This window comes from Flectobacillus longus (genome assembly GCF_030056705.1).
In the GTDB taxonomy this organism is placed as follows: domain Bacteria; phylum Bacteroidota; class Bacteroidia; order Cytophagales; family Spirosomataceae; genus Flectobacillus; species Flectobacillus longus.
In genome coordinates this window covers 104,398-129,211 of sequence record NZ_JASHIC010000026.1, presented here as the reverse complement: position 1 = coordinate 129,211, position 24,814 = coordinate 104,398, and the positions used below count along the sequence as shown (strand labels likewise).

The following is a 24,814-nucleotide window of genomic DNA, read 5'->3' as shown; positions in this document are numbered from 1 at the left end:
CTATTATATCTTTGCTGAGTACGTAGTACATAAAAAGGTTGCTTTGGTATGGTTCGCAAAACAAATATCAACAACCTTTTTTATTTTTAAGCAATTCTACCAAAAGTCAAGATGACTTCATTGTTTATTTTTATTCAACAAAGTTGAATATAAAGAAACAATTTAATTTATTTAGTAAACAAAGTTGAAATTTATGGCATCGGAGGAAACAAATACAATGAATATCGGAGACCGCATTCGGATATTAAGGACGAATCAAAAAAGAACTCTACAAGAGGTAGCAGATGGCAGTGAATTATCGAAAAGTATGATTTCGAAAATCGAGAATAATAAAACGGTTCCTTCGGTGGCGGCTCTGATTAAAATTGCCCATACTTTGGGGACGACTATTTCCAGTTTATTGGAAACCGAAGCCTTTTTGAATGCTATTCTGACGACCAAACAAAAAGCAGAAGATAATCTCAGACAAACGGAAAAGGGTTATTTCTTTTATCCTTTTGGACAAGAATATCATCAGAAAAAAATGCAACCGATGTTGTTTGTGGCTCGAAAAGGAGAAGTAAAGCCACACCTCTTGCAACACGAAGGTGAAGAATTCATTTATATCATTAGTGGAGAAATGAAGATGACTGTCGGAGAAATAGATTATCATCTAAAAACAGGTGATAGCCTCTATTTCAACTGTTTACAAAAGCACGGCATTATGCCCATCTCTGATGAAGTACACTATTTAGATATTTTTGTATAGCCCAAATCCCTATTTTTTACTGCTTTTTATAGCTCTCAAAAGCCGAATTATCTAGAATTCTACACAACCACATCATGAAAATACTCACATTTCTAAATCAATAAAATGCACTTGAAAAAAACATCATTTTTACTGTTGTTAGCAGTCCAATTTATGGCGATGACAGTTCCAGTATTTGCTCAGGAACAAACTCCTGTATCAATTCAGGTTGATTTGTCTAAGACAAAAGCTCCCATGAAGCCAATATGGGCTTGGTTTGGTTACGACGAACCTAACTATACCTATATGAAAGACGGCAAAAAATTGCTGACGGAAATCTCGCAATTAAGTAAAGTACCCGTTTATGTAAGAGCACACAGCTTATTGGTGACTGGCGACGGAACAGCCGCTTTGAAGTGGGGTTCTACCAATGCCTATACGGAAGATGCCAACGGCAACCCTATTTATGACTGGACTATCGTTGATAAAATTTTTGATACCTATATCGAACGTGGCATGAAACCTATCGCTCAAATTGGTTTTATGCCAGAAGCGCTTTCGAGCCATCCGACCCCGTATCGTCACTACTGGAAACCAGGAGATAATTATAATGATATTTATACAGGATGGGCGTATCCACCCAAAGATTATAACAAATGGGCTGAATTGGTTTATCAATGGGTAAAACATTCGGTGGCGAAATATGGTCAAAAAGAGGTAGAGAGCTGGTATTGGGAACTTTGGAACGAACCAAACATCGGTTATTGGAAAGGCACAACGGAGGAGTATATCAAATTGTATGATTACTCAGCAGATGCGGTAAAGCGTGCTTTACCAACCGCCAAAGTCGGTGGACCAGAAGTAACTGGACCAGACTGGGATAAGTCGGCTACATTTTTGAAGACATTTTTAGACCATGTCACCAAAGGTAAAAACTATGTTACAGGTAAAACAGGTTCGCCTATTGATTTCATTACGTATCATGCCAAGGGTGCACCTAAAATTGTGAACGGACATGTTCAAATGAATATGGGAACGCAACTCCGTGATATTGACAAAGGATTTGAGATTGTAGCTTCCTATCCAACGCTAAAGAAATTGCCTATTATCATTGGAGAATCTGACCCCGAAGGCTGTGCAGCTTGTTCAGAAGATTTACATCCACAAAATGCTTATCGTAACGGAACCATGTACTCAAGTTACACAGCGGCGTCTTTCGCTAGAAAATACGAATTGGCAGAAGCTAGAGGTGTAAATTTGTTGGGTGCTGTATCATGGTCATTTGAATTTGAAGATCAAGCGTGGTTTCGTGGATTCAGAGATTTAGCTACGAATGGTGTCGATAAACCTGTACTAAATGTATTCCGAATGTTTGGAATGATGGAAGGGAATCGTGTGGAAGTGAAGCAAAATTTAGCGTATGATTTCAAAAAAGTTAGAGACCAAAGTGTGAGAGAAGCGGCTGATATTAATGCTTTAGCTTCAAAAGGCACAAACTCTGCGGGAGTAATGGTCTGGAATTATCATGACGATAATGTGTCTGCCCCAGATGCAACAGTAGAAATATCTGTAAAAGGATTACCTGCTGGAAAAGTGGCTTTATTACATTATCGAATCGACAAAGAAAACAGTAATGCTTACGAAGTCTGGAAAACGATGGGTTCGCCTAAACAACCCACAGCAGAACAAATTTCGATACTCGAAAAAGCAGGACAATTACAATTACTTACTTCTCCAGAATGGATAACACCCAAAAATGGAGAGACTCAAATCAAGATGAAGTTGCCAAGACAAGGCGTATCGTTTTTACATTTTAAATGGTAATCAATATCTTGTGTTTTCACATGCTAGTGCTGGCTTTCTAGCCAGCACTAGCTATTTCTAAGGATTCCAATCCTTAAATCTGTATCCTTTAATCTTTTGGGTAAACTCAGTCCAACAACTCATAAATTTTTATATCATCTATCCATTGGCGAGATTTGGTCGAGCGAATGGCAAAATAGCCTCCTCCTAGTGGATTAGGGTCTTTTTGAGTAAAATACAGTTCTCCATTTACCCAAACTGATACCTGTCCTTTCCTTACCTCCAAGACCATTGTATAAACGGTGTTTTCAGTCAACAAATGTGCTTTATCATTTTTTTCCTGCCACAAAACTCGTTCTCCCCTCCCATCGTATTTTCGTAGACGTGTTGTGGAATTGTAGTTCCCCCCGATTCCGACATAATACAAAGCCAATGAATCATACGTCGCAAAATTACCATCAGATTTACGCTCGAACTTAGGGTCTTGGCAACTCCAAAAGAAATTCAAATCAGAAAGTCTGTCGTTGGGTTTACCCTCCACAACCACATTTCTTGTACATTCAATTCGTACGTTTTGTGGGAGTTTTTGATTTAACCAAACTGATATACCGCCTTGGGTATCGACCCATAACTTTTCGTCTTTTATATAAACAGATGAACCATTGGCTTTATCCCATTCGGTAACCCAATTTTCGCCTAATTCTTTTCTGGAAAAATCATCTTGAAAGACTAATCTTTGTTTTACTATTGGTTGTTGTTTTTTATGATTTCTTACAATTGTAGCCTTTTGAAGTTTGGGTTTTAATTGAGTTTTTTGATAGGAATAAGCTATGATATTTTCAGTACGAATGATGTGGTTATCTTTCCAATGAAGAGGATTAGTAGCATTAGAATTCCATGTTGTATGGGTCATTTCATAAAAAGATATGCCAAGAAATAGCAAAATTCGAATAAAGATATTCATGATAGAGAGGGTTATGATCAGGCAAATGTAGAATACCTTTGTGAAGATACCATCCTGTGATGGATAGCACTTTGCTGGATGAAAAACCTTGAAAAGAGCAAAATGAAATTCAAGATTTCCCTTTGCAAGAAATTATTTTAAATACATTGTCGATGTCTTATCCTTCTAAACTTTTTCTGATACTACTTCTTTGTCCATTTTGGGGAAATGCTCAAAATTCGAAGCCACAAACTTCTCTAGAAAAATGGCAACAACAAGCACAGATTTCTTTTCCTGATTCAGAAAAAAGTCAGCTCGTATTTCAATTACATGCTGTGATGGAAAACTTTGAGTCGTCAGAGCAATGGGTTGGAAGAACACTATATGATTTGATGAACAAAAATAATTGCCGTAGTCTCGAAACCTCTTGGGTCGTGTTGGTCAGATTAGATTCTGTAGCAAATACAGAACAAATCATCTACAGTGAAAACTGTCCTGAAACATACCAAAAAGCTTTTGAAACACTTTTAAATCAAAGTTTTGAATATTTGCAATTCAACAAAAATCCAAACTGGCAAAAGCTATTTAGTCGTAAGCAATTACTTTTTGAAACCACAATCAAATGGTACTACGCTGGCGGAAAAGTCATTGAACAACCTTCAAGTGAAGATATAGCTCTTTTCAAAAAACCTTTTCTTTCATCACAGGAGACTATTGTTATGCCTCTATTTTCGAAAGAAATGTAATAATCTTCATAATTCATAAAAAACATGAGTCATCCTGAATTTTGGGATGGATTATTGAAAATAGAGACCTCTCATTTGTCCTTATTGGGAAAAAGGCACTAAAACATTAGGCATTTCTTTACTATTAATCAAAAAGGTGTTCGAAATGAGTTTTTCGAACACCTTTTTTGATACTATATTCTATAATCATATATCCGTAGAGGCAAAGCATTGCATACTTTACTTATGGAATGTAGATTTAAAAATAATCACTCATTCACTCAATCTCAATTCACTAAATTATGGACGACTTGCAATTTATTAAAGGTTGTATGTTACTGTCATCAAAAAGTTTCTTGGTGCACCTGGAAAGGCTCTCAAATAATCATATCCCCCTACCCAATGGGTTTTATTGGTAAGATTATTCAAATTCAATTGAAGTCTTACTTTTTTGAGGTTGTAATAAATACCAGCATTCCACAACTGATAAGCTGGAAATACCTGTGGCTGAGTTCCTGCATCAAAAATTGACCCATAACGGTCTGCCACGTAGTTTGTACCCAAACCCAAGCCCAAACCTGATAAACTTCCTTTGTGAATAGTATATTTTGTCCACAAATTTCCTTGATGTCTTGGTGCATTTGGCTTTTGTCGACCAATATCTGATTCAGTAGTACTGCTGGTGATTTTAGCATCATTGAAGGCATAATTTGCAGTGATGGTCCAGTAAGGAGCGATGTAGCCCGCCACGTCGAGTTCGACACCCTTCGAAATTTCTTCTCCCATTTGAATCATTTTATCTGGATTTCCAGCTTCTCCTGCATTGTATAATTGCCCTGTCACCCTTAGGTGATAAATGGCAGTTGAAACAACCAAGCGCTTATCAAGCCATTCTGATTTGGCACCCACTTCGTAAAGTCGACTAATCAATGGGTCAAATGGCCCCCCAGCAAGCGGATTACTAATTACTGATGCCGTTTGTGGTTGATAACCATTTACGTAAGTTCCGTACACATTAATATGCTGATTGGCGCTGTACACTAAACCTAGTCTTGGTAAAAAAGCATGTTGCGTTACCTCTGTAGCATTTGAAGTATTATAACCTACTATATCAGTAAAATAATCCTGACGTAAACCTAATAAGGCCTGAAATTTCCCTATTTGAATCTGGTCTTGCAAATAAACACCTTGTGTTCTTAAAAATTCAGGATCGTAGTTTACAACCGTATAAAAATACTTTGACATATCTCTAAAGACATACGGATTGCTCGCTGTCAAATCAAAATGAGGGACATTCGGCACAGGATTGCCACTAGCATCCAATAAATACCTGCTTGATTGAGCAGGGTTATAAGTATTAATAGCGCCAGTGTTGGTAGCATTTCTGTAACCTCTTGCTTGTAATTGAGAACCTCCTGGCATTAGCTCTTGCTGTGCATAATCATATCCCAATAACAGCTTATGTTTCAAACGCCCCGTTTCTAGCTCATAATTAAAGTAGCCTGTGAAGTTATCCGCATTGTAGGTTCTTTTACGGATAAATACCTGCATTTCAACTTGGGAAGGAATTACAGCGCCTTTGCCGTCTTTTGCATAGGTATTGGCAGAACGATGTTCAAGTAAATCTTCATTGTAATTACTGTGCATATAAGAAGCATTGAACACTAATTTATTGGTAATCTTTTGAGAAAAACCTAAGGTGAAATTATACGTCTCTTCTTTCAAATAATCGTTTACACTGTTTAGGGAAGTCTTTATTGAGGTCGAATACAAATCTCCATTTCCTAAAGCTGATTGCCCTCGGTCGAGTCTCCCTTCTGAGGTTTGGATGACTAAATCAGCATTGATTCGGGTATTTTTACTTGGTAAAAACGATAGGCTCGGCGCAATAATCAGGTTTTTGTCGTACTGCATATTCCTGAATGAACCTGAATTCTCGTAGCCTAAATTGATTCTATAAAGTACTGTTTTATCTTGTGTTAAGGAGCCTGTAAAATCAGCTAGGGCTCTCATCGTATTAAAGCTTCCAAAGGTCGTGGAGATAGATTGAGCTTTTTCGTCTAATGGTTTTTTGGTAACTCTATTGATCGTACCACCAGCAGAGGCGTTTCCAAATAAGGCCGAGGCAGGACCTTTGATTACCTCCACTCTTTCAATATGAGGTATTAATTGTTGTTTCCAAAAACTGGTAAAAGCACGTTGTCCGTTAACCAAAATCGAAGAGTTCTGACCACCTTGAATTCTATGACCTCGTACAGTAAGGTCATTATAGAATGAAAATTGCGTCACTCCGCTCATATTTTTTACCACATCATTCAATCGAAAAGCCGCCTGATCCAAAATCAGTTCCTTCGTCACGTAGCTGATACTTTGCGGAACATCTTTTAAGGCCGTTGCTGTTTTTGTTCCGACAAAGGAAACCGAGTTTTTATATTCTGTTTCCTTACGACCTACCACTTCTATCGTTTGTAATTGCTCAGAGGTCTCTGTAAGCTCAATATCCAAATTGGGATTATTTTGATTTTCTACAGTGATATCCTTAAAAAGAGGCTCAAAACCCACGAAAGTGAATTTTAGTGTATAACGTCCCGTTGAGACTCCCTCTATTTGAAATCTTCCTTCTGTGTCGGTTGATACCCCTTTAGTAGTTTTGAGAATAGAAACAGATACACCTGCAATAGGTTCGTTATGGGAGTTATGAACCAATCCTGTTATTTTTTGTGAAAATAAATGCTGTGAAAACAGTAATAAGATGAGCAGTAAAGAGTAGTGATTTTTCATTTTTATTAAGTCTAATTATAAATAACAGTTCAAATTTGACTAAAATAAAAATAAATAGCAATATTATTTAGAATAAATCTAAATAATATTGCTATGGTTCAATTAAATCTAGGATGTAGACAAAAAAACCTCAAATGACGATAAAAAACGCCATCTGAGGTTATAAGTAAAAAGAAGTGGTTAGGTTAATAGTATATCAGTTATTGGATTGCGCTCATCAGAAGGAGACCATCCCACAGATATATTATAAATTTAATTTTTCTTCTTACTCAAATAGAAATTAAAATATAGTTGAAAGAGATTTATTTTTAAGCTTACTGTAAGGCATCAGAAAAAGTGTTCTAATATTTAGTTAGATGAATCAGCCTTTTTCTGTTTTACCCAATAGAACAATGGAGGAATCAGGATTGGGGTAAAAATCAATGTACTGATTAGACCGCCAATAATTACCGTTGCCAATGGTCGTTGTACATCCGAGCCAATTCCTGTGGATACTGCTGCAGGAATCAGACCCAAGATGGCTAAAACAAGGATGGAAAGTATGGCTCTCAATTGCTCTTTAGCAACATTATTAATCGTATCTTGACTTACCTCTAGGACATGTATGGCTCGGTTGAGCGCTGAGACTAATATGACTCCCGCCATTACCGAGATACCAAAAATTGACACAAAACCCACACCACCCGATACATTGAAGTAATAGCCTCGTAATAACAGCGCTGAAATCCCCCCTGCTAAAGCAAACAAAATACATGACATAGTCAATAAAGTATCTTGTAAATTGTGATACAGCATAAACAACAATCCAAATACCAAAACAATCGTCAATGGAATCGTAAAGGCTAATTGTTTACCTGCACGTTCAAGGTTTTCGTACTGTCCACCATATATCACCTCATATCCTTTTGGTACGTTTACACCTTTTTCGATTTTCTCTTTTAACTCTTTTACAAAACCACCTTGGTCACGTCCACGAATGTTGGTTCTGACCGTAATCATTCGTTTGTTGTTATAGCGGTAAATATTGGTCTGACCAGCGACAAAACGAATATCTGCCAACTCACTCATAGGAATCAAAGCACCCGACGATGAACTCACCAACAACTTCTTGATTTCGTCGATATTGTTGCGGTATTGTGGCAGATAACGCACTAAAATGTCGTATCGCTTGGTACCATCATAAAGCACTGAAACATATTTTCCACCGATTGCGGCCTCAATCATATTCTGGACGTCAGATACATTGATACCATAACGGGCTGTTTGCTCTCGATTGATATTGATAGCAAGCTGCTCTTGTGAGCCTTCTTGCTCAATATTTACGCCTTTGCTACCTTTCATGTTTTTGACAATCTCAGCAATTTGCTCTGACTTTCCTCGCATTAACGATAAATCATCGCCAACAACAGATACTGCCAAATCGGCTGCCGAACCTGTCACGATTTCCATCACTTGGTCAATGATTGGCTGACCAGAAGTGAATTTTACACTTGGTAAAGCTCTTTCCAAATCGGCTGTCACCAACTGAACTAATTCTTTTTTAGATACCGTATCCGTCCAAAGCTTGTAATCTTTTAAGCCTACCAAAATCTCATTACGGTTGGCAGGGAATGGATCTGTACCATCGTCATTACGACCTGTTTGAGTAATAACAAATGAGATTTGTGGGTATTTGGAAATAATCGAACGAATCGTTGGTGCATATTTAGCATTTTCCTGAATGGTAATTCCAGCAGGGAAATTGCCTCTTAGGAAAATCGAACCTTCATCCAATTCTGGCAAAAACTCAGAGCCTAGAAAACCACCCAAACCAATCAAGGCAATGACAACTACAAAACCAGCCACCACAGTTTGCTTATAAAAACGAGCTATGCCATGAAGGAGTTTTGCATACACTTTATCAAAAAAAGTCAACACAAAATTGTGATGCTCTTTGATTTCATGATTTTCATTAATGACTTTCTGGAAAATAAAGGAAGTCAACACTGGAATCACCGTCAAGGCAAATACCATCGAACCAATTACAGCAAACGACAAGGTCAAAGCCATTGGGCTAAACAGTTTACCTTCAACACGTGTCATCATCAAAATTGGCATATAAGCAAAAATGATGATACTTACAGAGAAGAAAATCTCTTTCGAAACCTCATTCGCCGACTGGATGGTCAGCGCAATAATACCTTTTTTCTTTTCTTCGTGTGTCGCTTTCTGGTAATTCCTTATCAGGTGCTCGACCATCACCACAGCCCCATCTACAATAATCCCAAAGTCAATCGCTCCTAATGATAAGAGGTTGGCAGGGATGCCCGTCAATCGCATAATGATAAAGGCAAACAGCAAAGAAAATGGAATAGTAACGGCTACCACCAAGGCACTTCTAAAGTTACCAAGGAAAAAAATCAAAATAACAATTACAATGCTGATTCCTTCAAAAAGTGTTTTACCTACTGTATGCAATGAACTATCAATCAAGAAACTACGGTCATATAAAGGACGAATTTTGACACCTGCAGGTAATTCTTTTTCTTGTAATTCCGTCAATTTTTCTCGTAAATCCTTCAATGACTCACTTGGATTCTCGTAACGACGCAACAAAATAATTCCCTCTACCCCACTATTTACTGCTACTTTTTCCGCTGGAATATTATAGCCTAAAATACCACTTGGTGGCGGCGGAGCAATCTCTACCGAAGCTACGTCTTTGATATAGATAGGCACTCCATTTTCAGACTTTAATACGATATTTTCAATATCTTTTTCGGTCTTAATCGTACCTAGTCCACGTACCGCAAAGCCTTGTCCTCCACGTTCGAGGATATTACCTCCTGAGTTTTGGTTATTTTTTGAAACCGCCTCTTCAATATCGGAAATACTGAGTTTGTATTTACGAAGATTATCAGGATTGGTCAAAATATGAAACTGCTTGAGAGGTCCCCCAAACGTTACTACGTCAGCAACACCTTTAGTTTGTAACAAATAAGGCTTAATGACCCAATCTTGTAAATCTCTCAATTGTGTCGGCGAATACGTTGCTGGCGCTTCTACCACATATCTAAAAATCTCTCCTACTGCTGTTGAAAGAGGTGCCAATTCTGGCTGAACACCATCAGGCAAGCCAACCGTAGCTAAGCGCTCCATTACCTGCTGGCGAGCAAAGTAATCATCTGTACCATCTTGGAAAGTCAATTGTACTACCGACAAACCAAAAATCGTACGACTACGACGGTCTAATACGTTTGGCGTATTTTGTAAAGCACGCTCTATTGGCACTGTTACTTGTTGCTCAACTTCTTCCGTCGCTCTTCCTTCGTATTTGGCCACAATAATTACATTGGTATCTGCAATATCTGGATATGCTTCAATCTTGAGTTGAGTAAAACACCAATAGCCGACAAGCATCACCAAAATACCAATACCAGTCACTACCCAGCGGTTATTTAATGAAAATATGATTAACTTTTTTACCATCTTGGAATATAGAATTTCGGAAGTTTATCCAATTGAATTACTTAATTTGACCTTTTGAAGCTACACCACTTCAACTTTTGATTTTACAATCAATCCTCCTTTATAAATTTCTCTCAAAGAAGATAGCGCCTCCTCTACTTTTTCATCCTCATCTACAAAAGATATCATCAGAGGTGGGTGATCGAATGACAACAAATCGTGCGGTTTCTTGAGAATATGGTTTTTCCCAAAACCCATCCAACCTTCAAATACAGTAGCACCTGCCACATTATGCTCTATGAGATGTTTGAGAATAACATCATACACATATTTTGAACCTAGGAGGTCGTCTTTATCTATGAAAATCTGTACCTGTGTCATAGTATTGCACCTTTAAGAATGATGGAAGCGATTGAGAAATAGATGACTAAACCAGTGACATCGACCAATGTTGCGACAAATGGTGCCGACGAAGTAGCTGGGTCAAGTTTAAGTTTTTTCAAAAACATCGGAATCAATGAGCCAGTTAGTGTACCCCAAAGCACGATACCAATCAGCGAGAAAAAGATTGTCCAGCCTACCAATACCCAATGTTGACCGTAATCAAAAATGCCCATATTTTGCCACAAAGCGATTCGAATAAAGCCAATAGCTCCAAGGACTAAGCCAAGAGTCAAGCCCGAAAGTAGTTCTCGACGAGCTACATACCACCAATCTTTGAGGGTGATTTCTTTTAATGCCATTGCTCTAATAATCAAAGTAGCTGCCTGAGAACCACTATTGCCACCACTCGAAATGATGAGGGGTACAAAAAGCGCTAATACTACAGCTTTGGCAATCTCTGCTTCAAAGTGCCCCATAGCAGAAGCGGTAAGCATTTCACCCAAAAACAATACAATCAACCAGCCTGCTCTTTTTTTAATCAAATCCCAGAAAGGTGTACGCACATAAGGATAATCCAACTCCTCTAAACCACCTATTTTCTGAATATCCTTGGTATTTTCTCTTTCGGCGACGTCCAAAATATCATCAATCGTAACCACTCCCATAAGCACATTTTGTTCGTTTACCACAGGCAATGTCACTCTGTCGTATTCCTTAAACATACTTACTGCACTTTCTTGATTTTCCTGAATGGTCAAACTTGGACAAAAATGGTCTAAAAGTTCCCCTATTCGTTGGTCTGGTTCGTTGAATACCAATCGGCGAATTGGTACGTCGTCTATCAATTTATTTTTTTCGTCTACGACAAAAATCACATCTGCGGTTTCGCTATCTGTATAATTTTGACGGATATAATCAATGGCTTCTGATACGCTTTTGTTTTGCTGAATAGTTACAGCATTGGTATTCATAATGCGCGCAACGCTGTCTTTGGGATAGCCTAACAAATTATGTGTCAGTTCCTTTTGACTTTGATTGAGCAAATTGATATAGCGCGTTTGTTCCCAATCTTTCAAAGACGATAAAAACATCATTCTATCATCAGAGCTGAGTTTGCTAAGAAGATGACTTGCTTTATTGCTCGAAAAATTTTCTAACAAATCTTGTTGTAAAACAGTATCGAGATACGCAAAAACATTGACTTGAGTCTCCTCATCAAAAGCTAAATATGCTTTAAGTGCATTTTCAAAAGGTAGGGTTTCAAACAACTGCGCTACTTTTGATGGGTGCACATAATTTTTATGACCTCTCTTAAACAACAAGTCTGAAAAGTCATTCTTCAAGATTTTTTCTCTAAAAGTCATACGTGGTGGTGGGGAGAAAAATCAAATTATACCTTTTATAAAAACCCCGTTCAACAAGCTTTTAACTTAAACATTTAAGCTAAGAGCCACCTCTAATATCCAAACGACAAGCCTTTGAGCTGAATAGCGCCAGTATTCACTACCTGTTCGTTGTTTTGCAAACCACTAAAAATGATTACACGATCGCCAATTTGTTGACCTGTATGTACTTCTCTGCGTTCAAAGCTTTTGTTGTCCTTTTTCACAAAAACAAAGTTTTTACCTTGAACGGTAATCAACGCATTTTTATCTACACTGATAAAATGACCTTCACTAATCCCAAATGAAACCAAAGCAAACATCCCTGAACGGAATTTAGCTTGTTTGTTATTGATCAAGATTCGTACCTTAGTCATGTGGCTGGTATTATCCATTACGTCTGCAATACCGTTGACGATACCCACATGATTTTCTTCAGGATAGGCCGTAAATCTAATTTGGCATTTTGCACCTTTATGGATTTTAAGAATCTGGTTTTCAGAAACATCTGCGATAATCCAACCATTTCCTACAGGAGAATCTATCAAGGTTTCTGGGTCAAAGCCTGCTACTTTCAGATTGGTACTATGCTCAATAATCAAACTGCGTTCGGCAATCAAATCAGCTTCGGCACTGGCTTTTTCTGATTGTGCGATTGACTTTTCACTTTCTGCCAACAACTTATCCGTACGAGCATCAGAAACGTCCTTGCCTGTTGCCGAACCATGAGCTTTCAAGTCTTCAAAACGCTCAATTTCAATTTGCTTTTGTTTGATAATGGCGTCTTTCTGAGCAATGACAGATTGTTTTTGCAATACTACGGCTTTGCGTTGAGCAATAGCAGACTGGTGATTCAAAAGCTCAGTATAGTCTGATGTCAAATCAGGGTTACTGAACAGTACCACTTTATCAGCCACAACCGTTGCCACTACTTGCGCAGGGGCTGTCAAGTCTGCCGAAATAAGCGAGCTAGCTACCGTTTCTGTTTTGAAGAAAGTAGCACTTTGCTTATCTGGAATCGAAATGGTAACGCCATCCTTTGATACCGATGGCGACTGAATATCGTTGTTGGTATTCTTAGTTTCCTTTTTGCAGCCCCAAATTGAAAGCGAAACTAACGATACTATAAATAAGATTCTTTTCATTATTGTGCCAATTTGTTGATTAAACCTGTAACACTTAATAGCTGAATTTGGCTTTGGTGATACTTATGCAATAGATTGGTATATTGTTGCTGCGTTTCAAGCCAACTTCTTTGTGCTTCCAAAAAGTCGATAATTGTAGTACCACCCACCGAATAGGAATAGCGAACATTTTTTAAGATTTGATCGGCTTGCTCGGTAATCAAAGCATAACTCTTTAGATTATTTTGATTAGTTTCTCTTTGCAAACTTGCGTTCTGAACTTCAGTTCGGATGGTATTCTGTACGGCTTCAATTTGTGTAATCGCTTGTTCTCTTTGCACTTTTGCCTTTTTGATTTCGCCTTGATTTCTATCAAAAAATGGCAATTCTACAGTGGCATAAATCCCGAAATATGGCAATGTATTTTGTGGGTTGTATATAAACCCTGCCTCTGTTCTAGGAAAAGCCAAAGATTGCTGCAACTTGATATTCGACTCCATTACGCCTTGTCGCGTTTGAAAATACTGTAAATCTGTTCTACTTGCGTAGGCATCGGCCAACAAGGAATCTACTTTCAGAAAACTATCAACTCCAAGGTCAGCACTCGTTGAAATAGACAAATTTTCTTTAGCACCAATCATCAATTGCAGTTCGTTCAATTGCTGTCTTAACTCCTGATTTAGCTCAGAAATTTGAATTTTATATTGCTTGGCAATTAATTGAGTACGATAAAGCTCTGTTTCGGTAATAATTTGTTTCTTGAAACGATAGCTATTAATCGTCACCAAGGTATCAATATTGTTTACGGCTGTTTTTAACAAATCAATTTGCTTTCTTGTATTCCAAGCTTCAACCCATTTGAATGCAACGTCTGTATAAAGACCTCGTTGAAATTCGGCGTATTCTTTTTCTGCTAATTTGACATTTTGGTTAGCATAATCGATGCGATTTTTACGTTGTCCGCTTAATTGAAACTCTTTGGTCAACTGCCACCAAGTTTGCATACTTTCACCTGTAAGCAATTTGGGATTATTGGCGAGTTGTGAAGGCCTAAGAGCCTGTAAAGACTGATTATTGAGTATTGGGTTGGGGCGCAACTTAGCCGTAACAATATCGGCTCTGGAGGCGTCAACCTCTAAAGCTCCCACCTTCATGTAGGGGTTTTGCTCGGTGGCAGTTTTGAGGGCTTGTGTTAGGCTTATCACATTTTGAGCATAACCTTTGCCGACTACCAGCGAGAGTAAAAGGACTATTTTTATTCTCTTCATCATTGCATTGAGGGTCATCGTATAGCGGTACAAAACTATGTTTTACGATTAAGAATAGCCGTTAGAGCTCTAATAGAAAAAAATTAGAAATTTATTAGAAAAGTGCGATAAAATAGAAGAATTATAAGTTGTGATATGAGAAGATGTAGATGAAATCAATGTGTATATGGCAAATGAACAAGAAATGTTGTTCCTTGAGACTTAATAGATTTCACCTGAATGCTTCCTCCATGCAGTTCTACAATGCGTTTGGTGAGTGATAAACCTATACCATTTCCGTCGGCATGGCTTTTGTTTTCTCCTCTAAAAAATGGCGTAAAAAGTCTTTCCAAGTCTTTTTCGGAAATGCCTATTCCATGGTCTTCAAAGGAGACTAAAATACCATTTTTGTCAAAAAAGATGGCCACCAACATTTGTTTTTCAGGGGAAAACTTACAGCCATTTTCCATCAAATTCACAAAAGCCGTTTTAAGAAGATATTCGTTGGCGTTGACTGAGATTTGGTCATCATCTTCAAAATCTTCTTCAAAATGAATATCAATCTTATAATCTGGATTTGATTTTTGAATCAACAAACAAGCATCCAAAATCAGTTCGTCGATTCTCACAAGACGAAATGATATTTCGGAAGGGTCATAACTTGCTTTGGCAAAATCGAGGAGGCTATTAGACAAACGTACCATTTTTCGGGCGTCGTTGAGGGCATTATGAATAGCCAATTTATACTCGGTATTTGTGCGTTCCTTTTCGCTGGTTAGTTCCAGTTCTGCCACGATAGCTGCCAGTGGAGTACGTAATTCATGAGAGATATTGGAGACGAAGCTTTTTTGGGCATCAAACGAATTTTCCAATCGATTCAGCATTTGATTGAAAGTTTCGGCTAATTCTGTTAATTCATCCTTGTCTGGCGTAGTCACCAATCGAAGGTCCAGATTAGTACCCGAAATCTGTTTGGCTTTATCGGTCATTTCTCTGATAGGGTCAAGCACATGAAGCGCAAAGAAATAAGCGATAATGTAAATCATGATGATTGAAAGCACAAAAAAAGCGATTGTACTTTCAAAAAGTGTTTGCAATTTATTGTACCCAAACTGGTCGTAAGCGGCAGCAGTGACTAAATATTTTTTTCCTTCGTACTTGTATTTAATACCAATAATATCCCAATTGTTTTTCTGTAAACGCACTTGTCCATTACTAAAAACAGTGTGCATCATTTCTTTGGTTTCCTTCACAAAATCCAGTTCCGAAGCATCATGATATACCAAGTTAAAGGTAGAATCATAAATCGCTACCTCAACTTCACTGATAGTCTGGCGATTGTTTTTGTAAATACGTTGGAGGGTTTTGGCACTTACTTGGGCATCAAAAAAGAGATTAGCCTTTGTTACAGCTTCTTTTTTGAGTCTGGTAAAAAACTGGACTTCTCTATCTCTTTTGGCAGAAAGGTATATCAAACTTGCAAAAGCAAACAAAATAATGACTGACAGAAAGATAAACAAAAGGCTAATTTTAGTCCGTATTTTCATAAGTCTGATTTAAGAATAAAGCCCATGCCTGATTTAGTGTGAATCAATTTTTTCTCAAAACTTTTATCAATCTTTTTTCTAAGATAATTGATATACACATCGATAAAATTAGTACCCGTGTCAAAATGAGTATCCCAAACTTTTTCTGCGATTTCGGTTCTCGAAAGGACTCTTTCTGGATGTTGAAGTAAATATTCTAGCAACTTAAATTCCTTAGGAGTTAAATCGATATCTAGCTCTCCCCTTTTCACAGTTTTGTTTTGGAGATTCAATTCTAATTCATCGTATTTGAGCACATTGCTGTAAGTCTGTGGATTTTTGCTTTGGCGTTTGAGAAGCACCCGAATACGAGCCATCAGTTCTCTTATTTCAAATGGCTTTACCAAATAATCATCAGCACCAGCATCAAAGCCTTCGAGTTTGTCGTCGGTAGTACCCAAAGCGGTGAGCATGATAATAGGAATTTCGAGGCTTGCTTGTCGCAATTGCTTGCACAATTCGAGACCATCCATCTTGGGCAAAATAATATCTGTAATAATCAACTCATAAGGGTGCTGAAGGGCTAATTTTTTCCCCATAACACCGTCGTATGCTACTGTAGCCGAAAAACCTTGCTCCTCCAAACCTCGCTTGATTAGCTCCGAAACTCTTAAATCGTCTTCAATTACTAGAATATCCATCATATTTGATTCCTTTTATTTGACTACGAAAGTAAGGAGAAACGCTTGAATACCCGTTGGATTGATTAATTTTTTGGATAAACAAGCGTTTTTAATCCTCTTTTTAAAAGAATAGTTATCAACGATAGGTAAAGAATACACCTAATCCTAACTGAAGTGAATTGAGGCTATAGGTAGCTTTTGAACCTCGCCAGTCCATGTATGAATTGGGCATTTGCAAATATTTCAATTTGGCTTCTACATGAAAATCATACTTGGTTGAAAGTTGCCATTGTGAATCCAATCCCATATTTACTCCAATCAATATGTTTGGCGAATCATTACTTGAAGCGCCCGCTAATTGAGGTACAAATACCACGTCAGGTGCTTCGTATATTGGAACAGTATTGTAAATTACACTTGAAGCTTTTAATGGCATAAACAAAGAAGGTCCAGCAAATAGCCTGAGTGGATGTTTGACATTGATAGTCCTACCTAATAAGTATTTGAACTTTGCATCAAACCCAATCCCAGATAAATCAAATTTTCCTATGCTAAAGTACTGATATGCGTCCTTCATACTGGTGTACTTTTCACCCAGATTAATTGGCAATTCTCCTGTCAATTTTGTCCAATAAGTATCTAGCTGCATCGATATTCTACTTTTACCTTCAAAATTAATAGTGAATCCAATTTGAGGCTGTAGATTGAGTCTGTAATCAATTACTTCTGGTTTTTCAAAAAATTTACTATTGTTTAAATTGACATTCATTCCCAAAAAAGGGGAAACATCTATCTTAAACTTTTGACTCGGCAAAGGGTAAACCTTGGGATAATATTTTGGATAAATCTCTTCATTGTAGGTAGTAACCAGTTGCGATAGGTACTCTTCCTTATATTTTATCTTCTGGTAGCCTGCTGATCTCAATTTGGGAGTGTAAGAAAAATCAGGAAAAAATACAAGCAAATATCCCCGAAGTTTTTCTTTTGGAATTAGGACAACTTCTTTACCTTTTGAGTAAAAAAACATCTGTAATTTTCTACTGAAAAATAGTGAAACAGGTGCAATGACACTTGCCTCTAGTAAAATTGGATTTTCTTTAAACTCTTTGACTACAAATAGGTACTTGCCTTCCGTTTTGACTGAATCGATTTGTGAAATTGGTAGGGTTGTGTATTGGTCGTTTTCTTTTAAAATAGATACTTTGGTATAATGATTTGTAAACTTGACGGCTCCTTTGATAGGCGCTTCTCGGTTCTTAACATAAACTATTCCGTCGGCTCGAATATCATATTGACCAAAGCTTTTAGTAGAAAATAACAAACAAAGAAGACAGTTGAATAATAGGCTATTTTTTGTTCTCATGATAATATTTGGGTAGAAATTATTAAAAATAGGAATTATAAAAATGTTTTGTGCGCTTGAAGGTAGTAGAATATTTCCAAAAGGGCAAATGTATCAGATTATTCGGCAAACAGCCTCAAAGATTTGTCTTTGAGGCTGTTTAACACTTTTTTACTCCACAGTTACACCATTTGTTTTTAAAATTTTATGAAAAAACAATACATGATATGGCAAAGAATTTTGCCAATACTCCCACGTATGTGCACCTGGGCGCTCAGTGTAATCGTGAGGTGTTCCGTTATAGACTAAACGTCGGTGCAATTCACGATTTACGTCTATCAAAAAATCATCGACACCACAATCAATCGTCACTGGCAGGTTATTGGCTTTTATCGTTTCAGCCATATTCACTACAGAATTTTTGAAAAACACTTCCTGACTTACATCCGAAGTTCCCAGTAATTTCTGGAATCTATCTTTGAGCGATTGTGTAAAAGCCTCATTGATTTTGAATTTGGTATAATTCATATCCATAGCACCACTCATCGTTCCAGCGGCAGCAAACAATTCGGGATGACGGGTAGACAAATACATAGCACCGTGACCGCCCATCGATAAACCTGTGATAACTCTTCCTTTTTTATCTTTAACCGTTCGGTAAGTATTATCAATTTTCTGAATAACCTCTTTGGTAATATAAGTTTCAAATTTGTTTGTGGCATCGTAAGGACTATCTAAATACCAACCAAAAGTTTCGCCTTCGGGCATTACGATAATCATATTGTACTGATCTGCCAAGTTTTTGACAAGCATCTTATCAGGAGTAGACGTTAGCCAGTCCCTAAAATGCCCGCCTCCGCCATGAAGCAAATAAAGCACAGGATAAGAGGATTTGTTTTTGGCGTAGGAATTGGGCAATACTACCGCCGACTTGTAAGTTTTGTTCATAACAGCGCTTGGTACGTCCAAGCTATCAACCGTCGAAGCGAAAGATATTGACGTAAGTAGTGAAAACACGCCTAATAGCACAATTTTAAGTTTTTTGGATAATAACATAATGAATCGAATAAATATGAAAAGAAGGTATTTTTTTGTACAATTTAAGGACAAATAATAACAATACCTCTTTTCACATTTGACTCATGCTAATTATGTACGTTTTATTTCTTTTTCAAAATATCAGTTATGATTCCTGAAATCGTAAAACCTAGTACTGCACCATACGGCACCATCGTTTGCCATTGCGATTTGAGGGGACAAGTACCAGTCAAACAACCTATTTCTGACCAATAGAAATATCCTCCAATGGCACCGATTAAGGCGCCAAATACTTTCCATTTGTTAGGTAAAAATCTTATTTTATTTTCCATACTATGTGTCAATTTTGCATTGTAAATCTCGAATTGTGAATTAGTTGTGTACGAGTTTTATTTTGTCTTTCAAACAAAACAGTGTAGCGACAACTCTTGCAGTACGGCAACCGCAAGGGTTGCCACTACGTTAAAACGCGAATAACAGGAACGCTTCTTAATAAAATAAAACTCCTAGAAAAGCCCCATTAAAAAATTAAATTATTGACTATTAATTATTTACGAACACATTTTCAAATCTTCAAATTCTCAAATTTCCAAATCACTTACCATTTATAATTAACTACCAAATTCAACTGGCTCATATCCACTTTGTTTTGGACATATTTGAGATTGTCATAGACCAAGCCCTGATTTGCTTTGTATATGCCGAGCGCTTGCAGGCTTAGTCCTTTCAAATTTCCCTGAAAATTATACTGCACATTAAGCATCGTATGCGAATAATCTGGTACGCCATATTTATTCAGTCGAGTATCTTTTACATCTGGCATGTTATAATACCCATAAGCTGCCTCAAGCTTCCAATTTTTGGAGAAAGTATAAGCGTATTTCGCTGTGTATGCCCAGACATCTCCCGAACCTTCATTTCGCTCTCTGGGAATAAAAGTATAAAACTGCTCTACGCCCCATTCACGTGGCATCTGATAACGTCCTTGTGCGGTAATACGCCCGAAATTGAGTGAACCTTCCCATTTTTTATCTTTCAAACCTAATCTGACATTAATAATAATGGGCTTATTTCCTTTGGTAAAATACACCTGACTAGCTACATCGCTCCCACCATTTCCAAGCTGTCGCTGGGTTGCTAGCAATCCTCCCAACATTAACTGTTGGTTGTTCCAAATAGATTTGCGGTATTCTGTTTTGAGATAGGCAGTATGAAAAACATTTTCGACTAATATATCACTCGCCAAGATTTGCCACTTTGCGTTTGGTTTAAACATTACTTCAGCGATACCAATACCCTTGGTAGTGGTATGACCCGCATATTGTGATTTTGCTCCATCTGGATTTAATCCTACAGGATAAATACCAAAAGAATTTGCTACAGAAACCCATTTTACCGCCGACCTAGGGTTCATGCCTGTGATAGCTTCAAGACCAATTTGCCATCCTGAATTGGGAAAGTATTTAAACGAAATCCCCTGCACCAGAGTCGGGCTCATGCGTCCATCTTGTGCATTTAAAAAGATATTTTGAGGAATATAATTGCCGATTAATGCTTGGATTTTCTTGGTGCGATACTGCAAATTGAGTTCCTGCAAACGCAAAAGTATATCCTTATTGTTAGGATTGGTAAAATCAAACATTCCCCACTCATAACGATTTAGCTGAAGGGTTTTGGGGTCTGGAATAGAAAAGTTAGGGGCATATATCTGCTGTGTCAAACTACCAGAAATAGCCAATCGAAAACCCTTGAACGATAAGGTTTGATAGCCAAGCGTAAGCCCAACAGCTCCAGCCGAATAATCGCTGAGCTCGTCCTTATTCCAAGTCGAAATGGACATCAATCTAACCTGACCCGTGATATTTCCTTTGGACAATGCTCCGACAAAACTACTATCCGTTTGTGCCTGTAAGACCAACGGAAAAATAAAGAAAATGACTATTTGAAAAATATTACGCATACATCTAAGTGATTAAGTATGCCCAAAATTATCAAAGAGAAAAATGGTAAAAAGTGATATTTGTTACAGAAGGAATTTTAGGAAGATTTTGCTGTAGGCGCAGAGCTGTAGGCATTATGCGTTAATAATATGCCTTTTTACTTGAGAATTCTCAAGAAGCATAACTTTAACATCAGCTCTGTAGGAGCGACAGAAAGCAAGATAGTTTGCTTTCTATCGCTCCTACGGAGCTCAAAGAAGGTCTTTCTTAAGAATGTTGTTGTAGAGGCAACCTCTCATATTTCCGAAATCAGAAATCCCCAATCCGCAATAGCTTAAAACCCTGCCTTTATGTACGACCAACCCTCCTCTTGTTTGAGCGCTAATTCGATTAGTGCGACGGGGACGTATTGAGCTGTAGGAAGAATTTGGTCTTTGGTTATTTTCTGGGATTTCATGGTATTTTCACAAACCGCAAAAACAACGCCTTTTTGGGTGAGTGCTTCAATTTGAGGAGTGAGAACATTCCCTTCTTTTTTCATAAATCCAATACCCTTATTGTGTACAACCACCTCTAACTTGGCGGTTGGCCAAACTTCCAAAACGTTATTTAATTGTTTCGTCAAGGCACGATAAGCCGCAGTGTCGGGTGTTGCTAGGTGAAATACAATCGCGTGTTCTTTCATTTTTTTAGTTTTTTGTGAAAACGAGGGAAGGCTAGCTATGCACCAGAAAGCCAATGCCCAAAAAAGTATTTTTTTCATTGTTATAGAGTAATTTGAGTTTAAAATATTGAAGACTAGCTTGTGAACAGAAGCGCTTAAAGTTAACTAATTTCTTTTCTTCTTCCAGTCTTTTATGGCTTTGAAAGGACCGTATTTATGTTGCAGTTCTGAAAAAGGGTCTGTATAGGGCCCAAAAGGATGGTCGAAAGGTTTATCCGCAATTTTCGGCCAATCTTGACTCAAATCTTTATGCGGTCTGATTTGTGAGTTGATATACGCCGCTACATCCCAAGCCTCCTCGTCGCTCAGTTGTGTATTCTGGTAAGTAACACCTAAAGGCATATTGTATTTGACATAGCCAGCCAAGTTGGACAAGCGATACAAACCTGCACCATCATTATAACTATTTTTACCCCAAAGCGGAGGATAAGTAAACTTCTTCCCTCCTTCTGCCAATATTCCTTGCCCATTTGTCTGGTGGCAACTTTGGCATTTTTGGGTGTAAACTTCCGCACCTTTTGTAGGGTCAGCAGCGCGCTTGAGTAGTTTTAATTTAAAAATACCCGTGCCCTTTGGCGTATGTTTTTTCTCTACGTCTGAACCTATCCAGTCCATATATGCCACTATAGCACGCATTTCTTTACTGGTCGAATCCAATGCTTTTCCATTCAAACTTCTCTCAAAACAATCATTAATTCGTTTTTCTTTCGATTCAAGTCTTCCTGAACGAGCACGAAATTTGGGATAGATAGATGCCACCGCAAAATAGTTGTTTCCCCATGCCTTGGTGCCCGCATTCAAATGGCAATTTTGACAATTCATTCCATTAGAAATATGAGAGACTGTGCCATTGGGGCCTAAATATTCAGCAGTATTAGCAATCAAATCTTTCCCATAGTGAATCAAATCACGCTGATTTTTATCGAGTTGAGCTAATCGCCAATCGGCGGGTGCTTCCCATAAATGTGTAAAATTGGAATCGGGTGCTTGATAGTTTTTTACCAAAAGTGAATCTATTGAGTTGGAACTATCTGATGGTTTTTCATTTACGACCAAACCTAAAACCGTAAAAACCAAAACAACTAGAACCGAAACCAGTCCTAGCATCATTTTGGTAGAGAAACCCAAAGAATTTTCGATATTGCTCTGCATAACTTTAAACTAAATGAGTGAATTTAGAATTGTCTTATTTAATCAATCAATGTATTTCAAAGTTAGCAGAGTGATTCATATTATTCTGTAACATCTGTCACAGATGCCAAAACTATTGACAATCTTCCAGCCAATGCTCAATCATAAAGCTTTTATCTTTTTTAGAATAAGCAGCAATAGGTTTTGTCCAAGGAAGTTTTTCAAGTTGTTCAAGCACACAACTTTTATCATGAAAAACCATTTTTAAGTTTTGGCGTGACATCCATAAAATAGGAGAATCAGGCGTTTCGCTAAAATAATAAAGTGTATTGTTGGTATCACCCACAAAGTTTTCTTGTGAATAAACCACTAGTTTTCCTAGTTGTTCAACCTTGTAAAAATTACCTTCAAAAAAACGATACACGTCTTTATCTTCTTGCTGATAACCCCAAAAATGATGTATGTCCAATATTTGAGTTTGACCATCTTTGATATGTACTTCTATCGCCCCTTTACTCGCTTTCCAGTCCACCGAACGGATGTCTTGCGTGGCAATATTTGGCAAGGCAATATCTTTACTATTGCCCAAAATTCTTGAAATATGATTGCCTTTGGGTTGTTTTCCAGCTTTAGTCTGAAAGGTCAACAGGGTTAAAAGCAAAAGTGAAATAATGGTTCTCATAGTTTTGTTTTATTAAATTGTTGGTAAGTATTTTGGAGCACTGGTCGTATTTACTGAACTGATCACTTGACCAGTGCTTTTCTTATAATTTCGTTTTTACAGCTACGCCGTTGGGTATTTCGTCAGATGCCGTTTTGAGCACCGTATCGCCAGATTTGATGTCACCAAAAATTTCTACTTTTCCCTCAGCTTCTATCCCTTTTTTTACTTCAACCCATGAAGCTATTCCGTTTTCTACCTTTACCACAAAGCATTTTTCTAAGGTAGTAGCCACAGCCGAACTAGGCACAGTGAGACTAGTCGTATTGCGCTGAAAAGGCAAAGTCACTTGTGTATAGGTACCAGATACTAACTGCAATTGAGGATTCTGAACATCAATTTCGATGAGTTCGGAGCGAGTTTGTTTATTAACGTTATGTGATATACGACTCACTTTTCCAGTAAACTGCTTGTCTGGCAAATTCATTACGGAAAAAGAGATAGGTTGATTCAAACGAATAGCACTGATGTATCGTTCAGGTACAGGAATTCTTAAACGAAGTCTATTTTCTTGTTTGATTTTAAAAATAGCCACCGCACTTTTATCATTAGGTCCGACAAAAGCCCCAGGCGACAAACGACGTTCGGCAACTACGCCATCAAAAGGTGCTTTGATGGATAGATATTCAGTCATCACTTGAATGGATTGATAAACGGCCTTTGTGCCCAACCACGTCAAACTATCAGATACAATCTTTGAATGGGCAATATCCAAATCATTTGGCGAAACTGTCCCAGGGGTTTGATTGGCTTTTTGCAACCTTTTATACACCGATTTACTCGTATTGAGTTGCGACTCAGCCGAACGCATTTTGGCAGTAGCCTCCGCCAATTGCAAACTTAGTTCGGGAGCATCGAGTACGGCCAATACTTGCCCAGTACTCACACGGTCGCCAATATCCACATTAATTCTTTTGATATATCCGTTTACTTTAGGAAAAAGGTCGGTTTCAAAGTAGCTTTCTAATTCGCCAGGAATTTGTAATTCTTGGCTAGGTTTAGCGCTTTCTACCTTGATGGCAGGATATATCACTTGCTCTTCGGTATTAGAGCTGATAGGTTCTGATTTGGATTGGGTGCAAGAATCCAATAAAAGTTGGCTTGTCAAAGCCGCTAATATGATAAGATGTGAGAGTTTCATAACGT

20 protein-coding genes are annotated in these 24,814 nt (G+C 37.8%); 3 read left to right on the top strand and 17 right to left on the bottom strand.

All coding sequences use genetic code 11. The features are described 5' to 3' along the window. Positions 1–193 precede the first annotated feature (193 nt). Both QM491_RS19240 and QM491_RS19235 read left to right on the top strand, forming a co-directional pair. Positions 194–748 carry a helix-turn-helix domain-containing protein gene (locus QM491_RS19240; RefSeq protein WP_283329163.1) on the top strand — a complete coding sequence of 185 codons (555 nt, stop codon included), beginning with the start codon at positions 194–196 and terminating at the stop codon, positions 746–748. A gap of 105 nt (positions 749–853) precedes the next feature. Continuing rightward, positions 854–2,551 carry a GH39 family glycosyl hydrolase gene (locus QM491_RS19235; RefSeq protein ID WP_374761268.1) on the top strand — a complete coding sequence of 566 codons (1,698 nt, stop codon included), beginning with the start codon at positions 854–856 and terminating at the stop codon, positions 2,549–2,551. Between the two features lie 106 nt (positions 2,552–2,657). Here the strand turns inward: QM491_RS19235 and QM491_RS19230 are convergent, their stop codons facing one another. After that, positions 2,658–3,494: a DUF6250 domain-containing protein gene (locus QM491_RS19230; protein WP_283329162.1), complete on the bottom strand. Its 837-nt coding sequence runs from the start codon at positions 3,492–3,494 to the stop codon at positions 2,658–2,660. Positions 3,495–3,646: 152 nt separating this feature from the next. Here QM491_RS19230 and QM491_RS19225 point away from each other — a divergent pair, with 152 nt between their 5' ends. Continuing rightward, the gene (locus tag QM491_RS19225) at positions 3,647–4,219 is read left to right on the top strand and encodes a hypothetical protein (protein ID WP_283329161.1); all 573 of its coding nucleotides are present in this window, start codon (positions 3,647–3,649) and stop codon (positions 4,217–4,219) included. Between the two features lie 300 nt (positions 4,220–4,519). Here the strand turns inward: QM491_RS19225 and QM491_RS19220 are convergent, their stop codons facing one another. The 16 genes from QM491_RS19220 to QM491_RS19145 all read right to left on the bottom strand — a co-directional run bounded on the left by QM491_RS19220 (position 4,520) and on the right by QM491_RS19145 (position 24,809). Then, positions 4,520–6,979, bottom strand: a complete 2,460-nt coding sequence (locus QM491_RS19220; RefSeq protein ID WP_283329160.1) for a TonB-dependent receptor — start codon at positions 6,977–6,979, stop codon at positions 4,520–4,522. A 348-nt stretch (positions 6,980–7,327) separates the two neighbouring features. After that, positions 7,328–10,447, bottom strand: a complete 3,120-nt coding sequence (locus QM491_RS19215) for an efflux RND transporter permease subunit (protein ID WP_283329159.1) — start codon at positions 10,445–10,447, stop codon at positions 7,328–7,330. A gap of 60 nt (positions 10,448–10,507) precedes the next feature. Then, positions 10,508–10,807 carry a DUF190 domain-containing protein gene (locus QM491_RS19210; protein ID WP_283329158.1) on the bottom strand — a complete coding sequence of 100 codons (300 nt, stop codon included), beginning with the start codon at positions 10,805–10,807 and terminating at the stop codon, positions 10,508–10,510. Then, positions 10,804–12,174 carry a magnesium transporter gene (mgtE, locus tag QM491_RS19205; RefSeq protein ID WP_283329157.1) on the bottom strand — a complete coding sequence of 457 codons (1,371 nt, stop codon included), beginning with the start codon at positions 12,172–12,174 and terminating at the stop codon, positions 10,804–10,806. The genes QM491_RS19210 and mgtE overlap by 4 nt, the downstream gene beginning before the upstream one ends. Before the next feature lie 92 nt (positions 12,175–12,266). Further along, the gene (locus tag QM491_RS19200) at positions 12,267–13,337 is read right to left on the bottom strand and encodes an efflux RND transporter periplasmic adaptor subunit (protein ID WP_283329156.1); all 1,071 of its coding nucleotides are present in this window, start codon (positions 13,335–13,337) and stop codon (positions 12,267–12,269) included. After that, on the bottom strand, positions 13,337–14,587 hold the full coding sequence (locus QM491_RS19195; RefSeq protein ID WP_283329155.1) for a TolC family protein: 1,251 nt from the start codon (positions 14,585–14,587) through the stop codon (positions 13,337–13,339). Before QM491_RS19195 ends, QM491_RS19200 begins: the two co-directional genes overlap by 1 nt. 152 nt (positions 14,588–14,739) lie before the next feature. Next, positions 14,740–16,110 carry a HAMP domain-containing sensor histidine kinase gene (locus QM491_RS19190; RefSeq protein ID WP_283329154.1) on the bottom strand — a complete coding sequence of 457 codons (1,371 nt, stop codon included), beginning with the start codon at positions 16,108–16,110 and terminating at the stop codon, positions 14,740–14,742. Then, positions 16,107–16,790: a response regulator transcription factor gene (locus QM491_RS19185; protein ID WP_283329166.1), complete on the bottom strand. Its 684-nt coding sequence runs from the start codon at positions 16,788–16,790 to the stop codon at positions 16,107–16,109. Before QM491_RS19185 ends, QM491_RS19190 begins: the two co-directional genes overlap by 4 nt. A gap of 118 nt (positions 16,791–16,908) precedes the next feature. Further along, positions 16,909–18,135, bottom strand: a complete 1,227-nt coding sequence (locus tag QM491_RS19180; RefSeq protein WP_283329153.1) for a hypothetical protein — start codon at positions 18,133–18,135, stop codon at positions 16,909–16,911. 150 nt (positions 18,136–18,285) lie between these two features. Continuing rightward, entirely contained in the window at positions 18,286–19,062 is a 777-nt protein-coding gene (locus tag QM491_RS19175) for an alpha/beta hydrolase (RefSeq protein WP_310589590.1), read from the bottom strand. Positions 19,063–19,274: 212 nt separating this feature from the next. Next, the gene (locus QM491_RS19170; protein ID WP_283329151.1) at positions 19,275–19,484 is read right to left on the bottom strand and encodes a DUF6132 family protein; all 210 of its coding nucleotides are present in this window, start codon (positions 19,482–19,484) and stop codon (positions 19,275–19,277) included. Positions 19,485–19,750: 266 nt separating this feature from the next. Continuing rightward, positions 19,751–21,112 carry a hypothetical protein gene (locus QM491_RS19165; protein ID WP_283329150.1) on the bottom strand — a complete coding sequence of 454 codons (1,362 nt, stop codon included), beginning with the start codon at positions 21,110–21,112 and terminating at the stop codon, positions 19,751–19,753. A gap of 314 nt (positions 21,113–21,426) precedes the next feature. Continuing rightward, on the bottom strand, positions 21,427–21,855 hold the full coding sequence (locus QM491_RS19160) for a DsrE family protein (RefSeq protein WP_283329149.1): 429 nt from the start codon (positions 21,853–21,855) through the stop codon (positions 21,427–21,429). 66 nt (positions 21,856–21,921) lie between these two features. Then, a complete protein-coding gene (locus QM491_RS19155) occupies positions 21,922–22,968 on the bottom strand; it encodes a c-type cytochrome (protein WP_283329148.1) in 1,047 nt (348 codons plus the stop codon). Positions 22,969–23,080: 112 nt separating this feature from the next. After that, positions 23,081–23,629: a hypothetical protein gene (locus QM491_RS19150; protein WP_283329147.1), complete on the bottom strand. Its 549-nt coding sequence runs from the start codon at positions 23,627–23,629 to the stop codon at positions 23,081–23,083. Between the two features lie 82 nt (positions 23,630–23,711). Further along, positions 23,712–24,809: an efflux RND transporter periplasmic adaptor subunit gene (locus QM491_RS19145; RefSeq protein ID WP_283329146.1), complete on the bottom strand. Its 1,098-nt coding sequence runs from the start codon at positions 24,807–24,809 to the stop codon at positions 23,712–23,714. Positions 24,810–24,814: the final 5 nt, after the last annotated feature.

What these genes read in the sequence shown, in the direction of transcription:
- QM491_RS19240 (WP_283329163.1), top strand. Translation starts at nt 194, where the DNA reads ATGGCATCGGAGGAAACAAATACAATGAATATCGGAGACCGCATTCGG.
- QM491_RS19235 (WP_374761268.1), top strand. Translation starts at nt 854, where the DNA reads ATGCACTTGAAAAAAACATCATTTTTACTGTTGTTAGCAGTCCAATTT.
- QM491_RS19230 (WP_283329162.1), bottom strand. Translation starts at nt 3,494, where the DNA reads ATGAATATCTTTATTCGAATTTTGCTATTTCTTGGCATATCTTTTTAT.
- QM491_RS19225 (WP_283329161.1), top strand. Translation starts at nt 3,647, where the DNA reads ATGTCTTATCCTTCTAAACTTTTTCTGATACTACTTCTTTGTCCATTT.
- QM491_RS19220 (WP_283329160.1), bottom strand. Translation starts at nt 6,979, where the DNA reads ATGAAAAATCACTACTCTTTACTGCTCATCTTATTACTGTTTTCACAG.
- QM491_RS19215 (WP_283329159.1), bottom strand. Translation starts at nt 10,447, where the DNA reads ATGGTAAAAAAGTTAATCATATTTTCATTAAATAACCGCTGGGTAGTG.
- QM491_RS19210 (WP_283329158.1), bottom strand. Translation starts at nt 10,807, where the DNA reads ATGACACAGGTACAGATTTTCATAGATAAAGACGACCTCCTAGGTTCA.
- mgtE (WP_283329157.1), bottom strand. Translation starts at nt 12,174, where the DNA reads ATGACTTTTAGAGAAAAAATCTTGAAGAATGACTTTTCAGACTTGTTG.
- QM491_RS19200 (WP_283329156.1), bottom strand. Translation starts at nt 13,337, where the DNA reads ATGAAAAGAATCTTATTTATAGTATCGTTAGTTTCGCTTTCAATTTGG.
- QM491_RS19195 (WP_283329155.1), bottom strand. Translation starts at nt 14,587, where the DNA reads ATGATGAAGAGAATAAAAATAGTCCTTTTACTCTCGCTGGTAGTCGGC.
- QM491_RS19190 (WP_283329154.1), bottom strand. Translation starts at nt 16,110, where the DNA reads ATGAAAATACGGACTAAAATTAGCCTTTTGTTTATCTTTCTGTCAGTC.
- QM491_RS19185 (WP_283329166.1), bottom strand. Translation starts at nt 16,790, where the DNA reads ATGGATATTCTAGTAATTGAAGACGATTTAAGAGTTTCGGAGCTAATC.
- QM491_RS19180 (WP_283329153.1), bottom strand. Translation starts at nt 18,135, where the DNA reads ATGAGAACAAAAAATAGCCTATTATTCAACTGTCTTCTTTGTTTGTTA.
- QM491_RS19175 (WP_310589590.1), bottom strand. Translation starts at nt 19,062, where the DNA reads ATGAACAAAACTTACAAGTCGGCGGTAGTATTGCCCAATTCCTACGCC.
- QM491_RS19170 (WP_283329151.1), bottom strand. Translation starts at nt 19,484, where the DNA reads ATGGAAAATAAAATAAGATTTTTACCTAACAAATGGAAAGTATTTGGC.
- QM491_RS19165 (WP_283329150.1), bottom strand. Translation starts at nt 21,112, where the DNA reads ATGCGTAATATTTTTCAAATAGTCATTTTCTTTATTTTTCCGTTGGTC.
- QM491_RS19160 (WP_283329149.1), bottom strand. Translation starts at nt 21,855, where the DNA reads ATGAAAAAAATACTTTTTTGGGCATTGGCTTTCTGGTGCATAGCTAGC.
- QM491_RS19155 (WP_283329148.1), bottom strand. Translation starts at nt 22,968, where the DNA reads ATGCAGAGCAATATCGAAAATTCTTTGGGTTTCTCTACCAAAATGATG.
- QM491_RS19150 (WP_283329147.1), bottom strand. Translation starts at nt 23,629, where the DNA reads ATGAGAACCATTATTTCACTTTTGCTTTTAACCCTGTTGACCTTTCAG.
- QM491_RS19145 (WP_283329146.1), bottom strand. Translation starts at nt 24,809, where the DNA reads ATGAAACTCTCACATCTTATCATATTAGCGGCTTTGACAAGCCAACTT.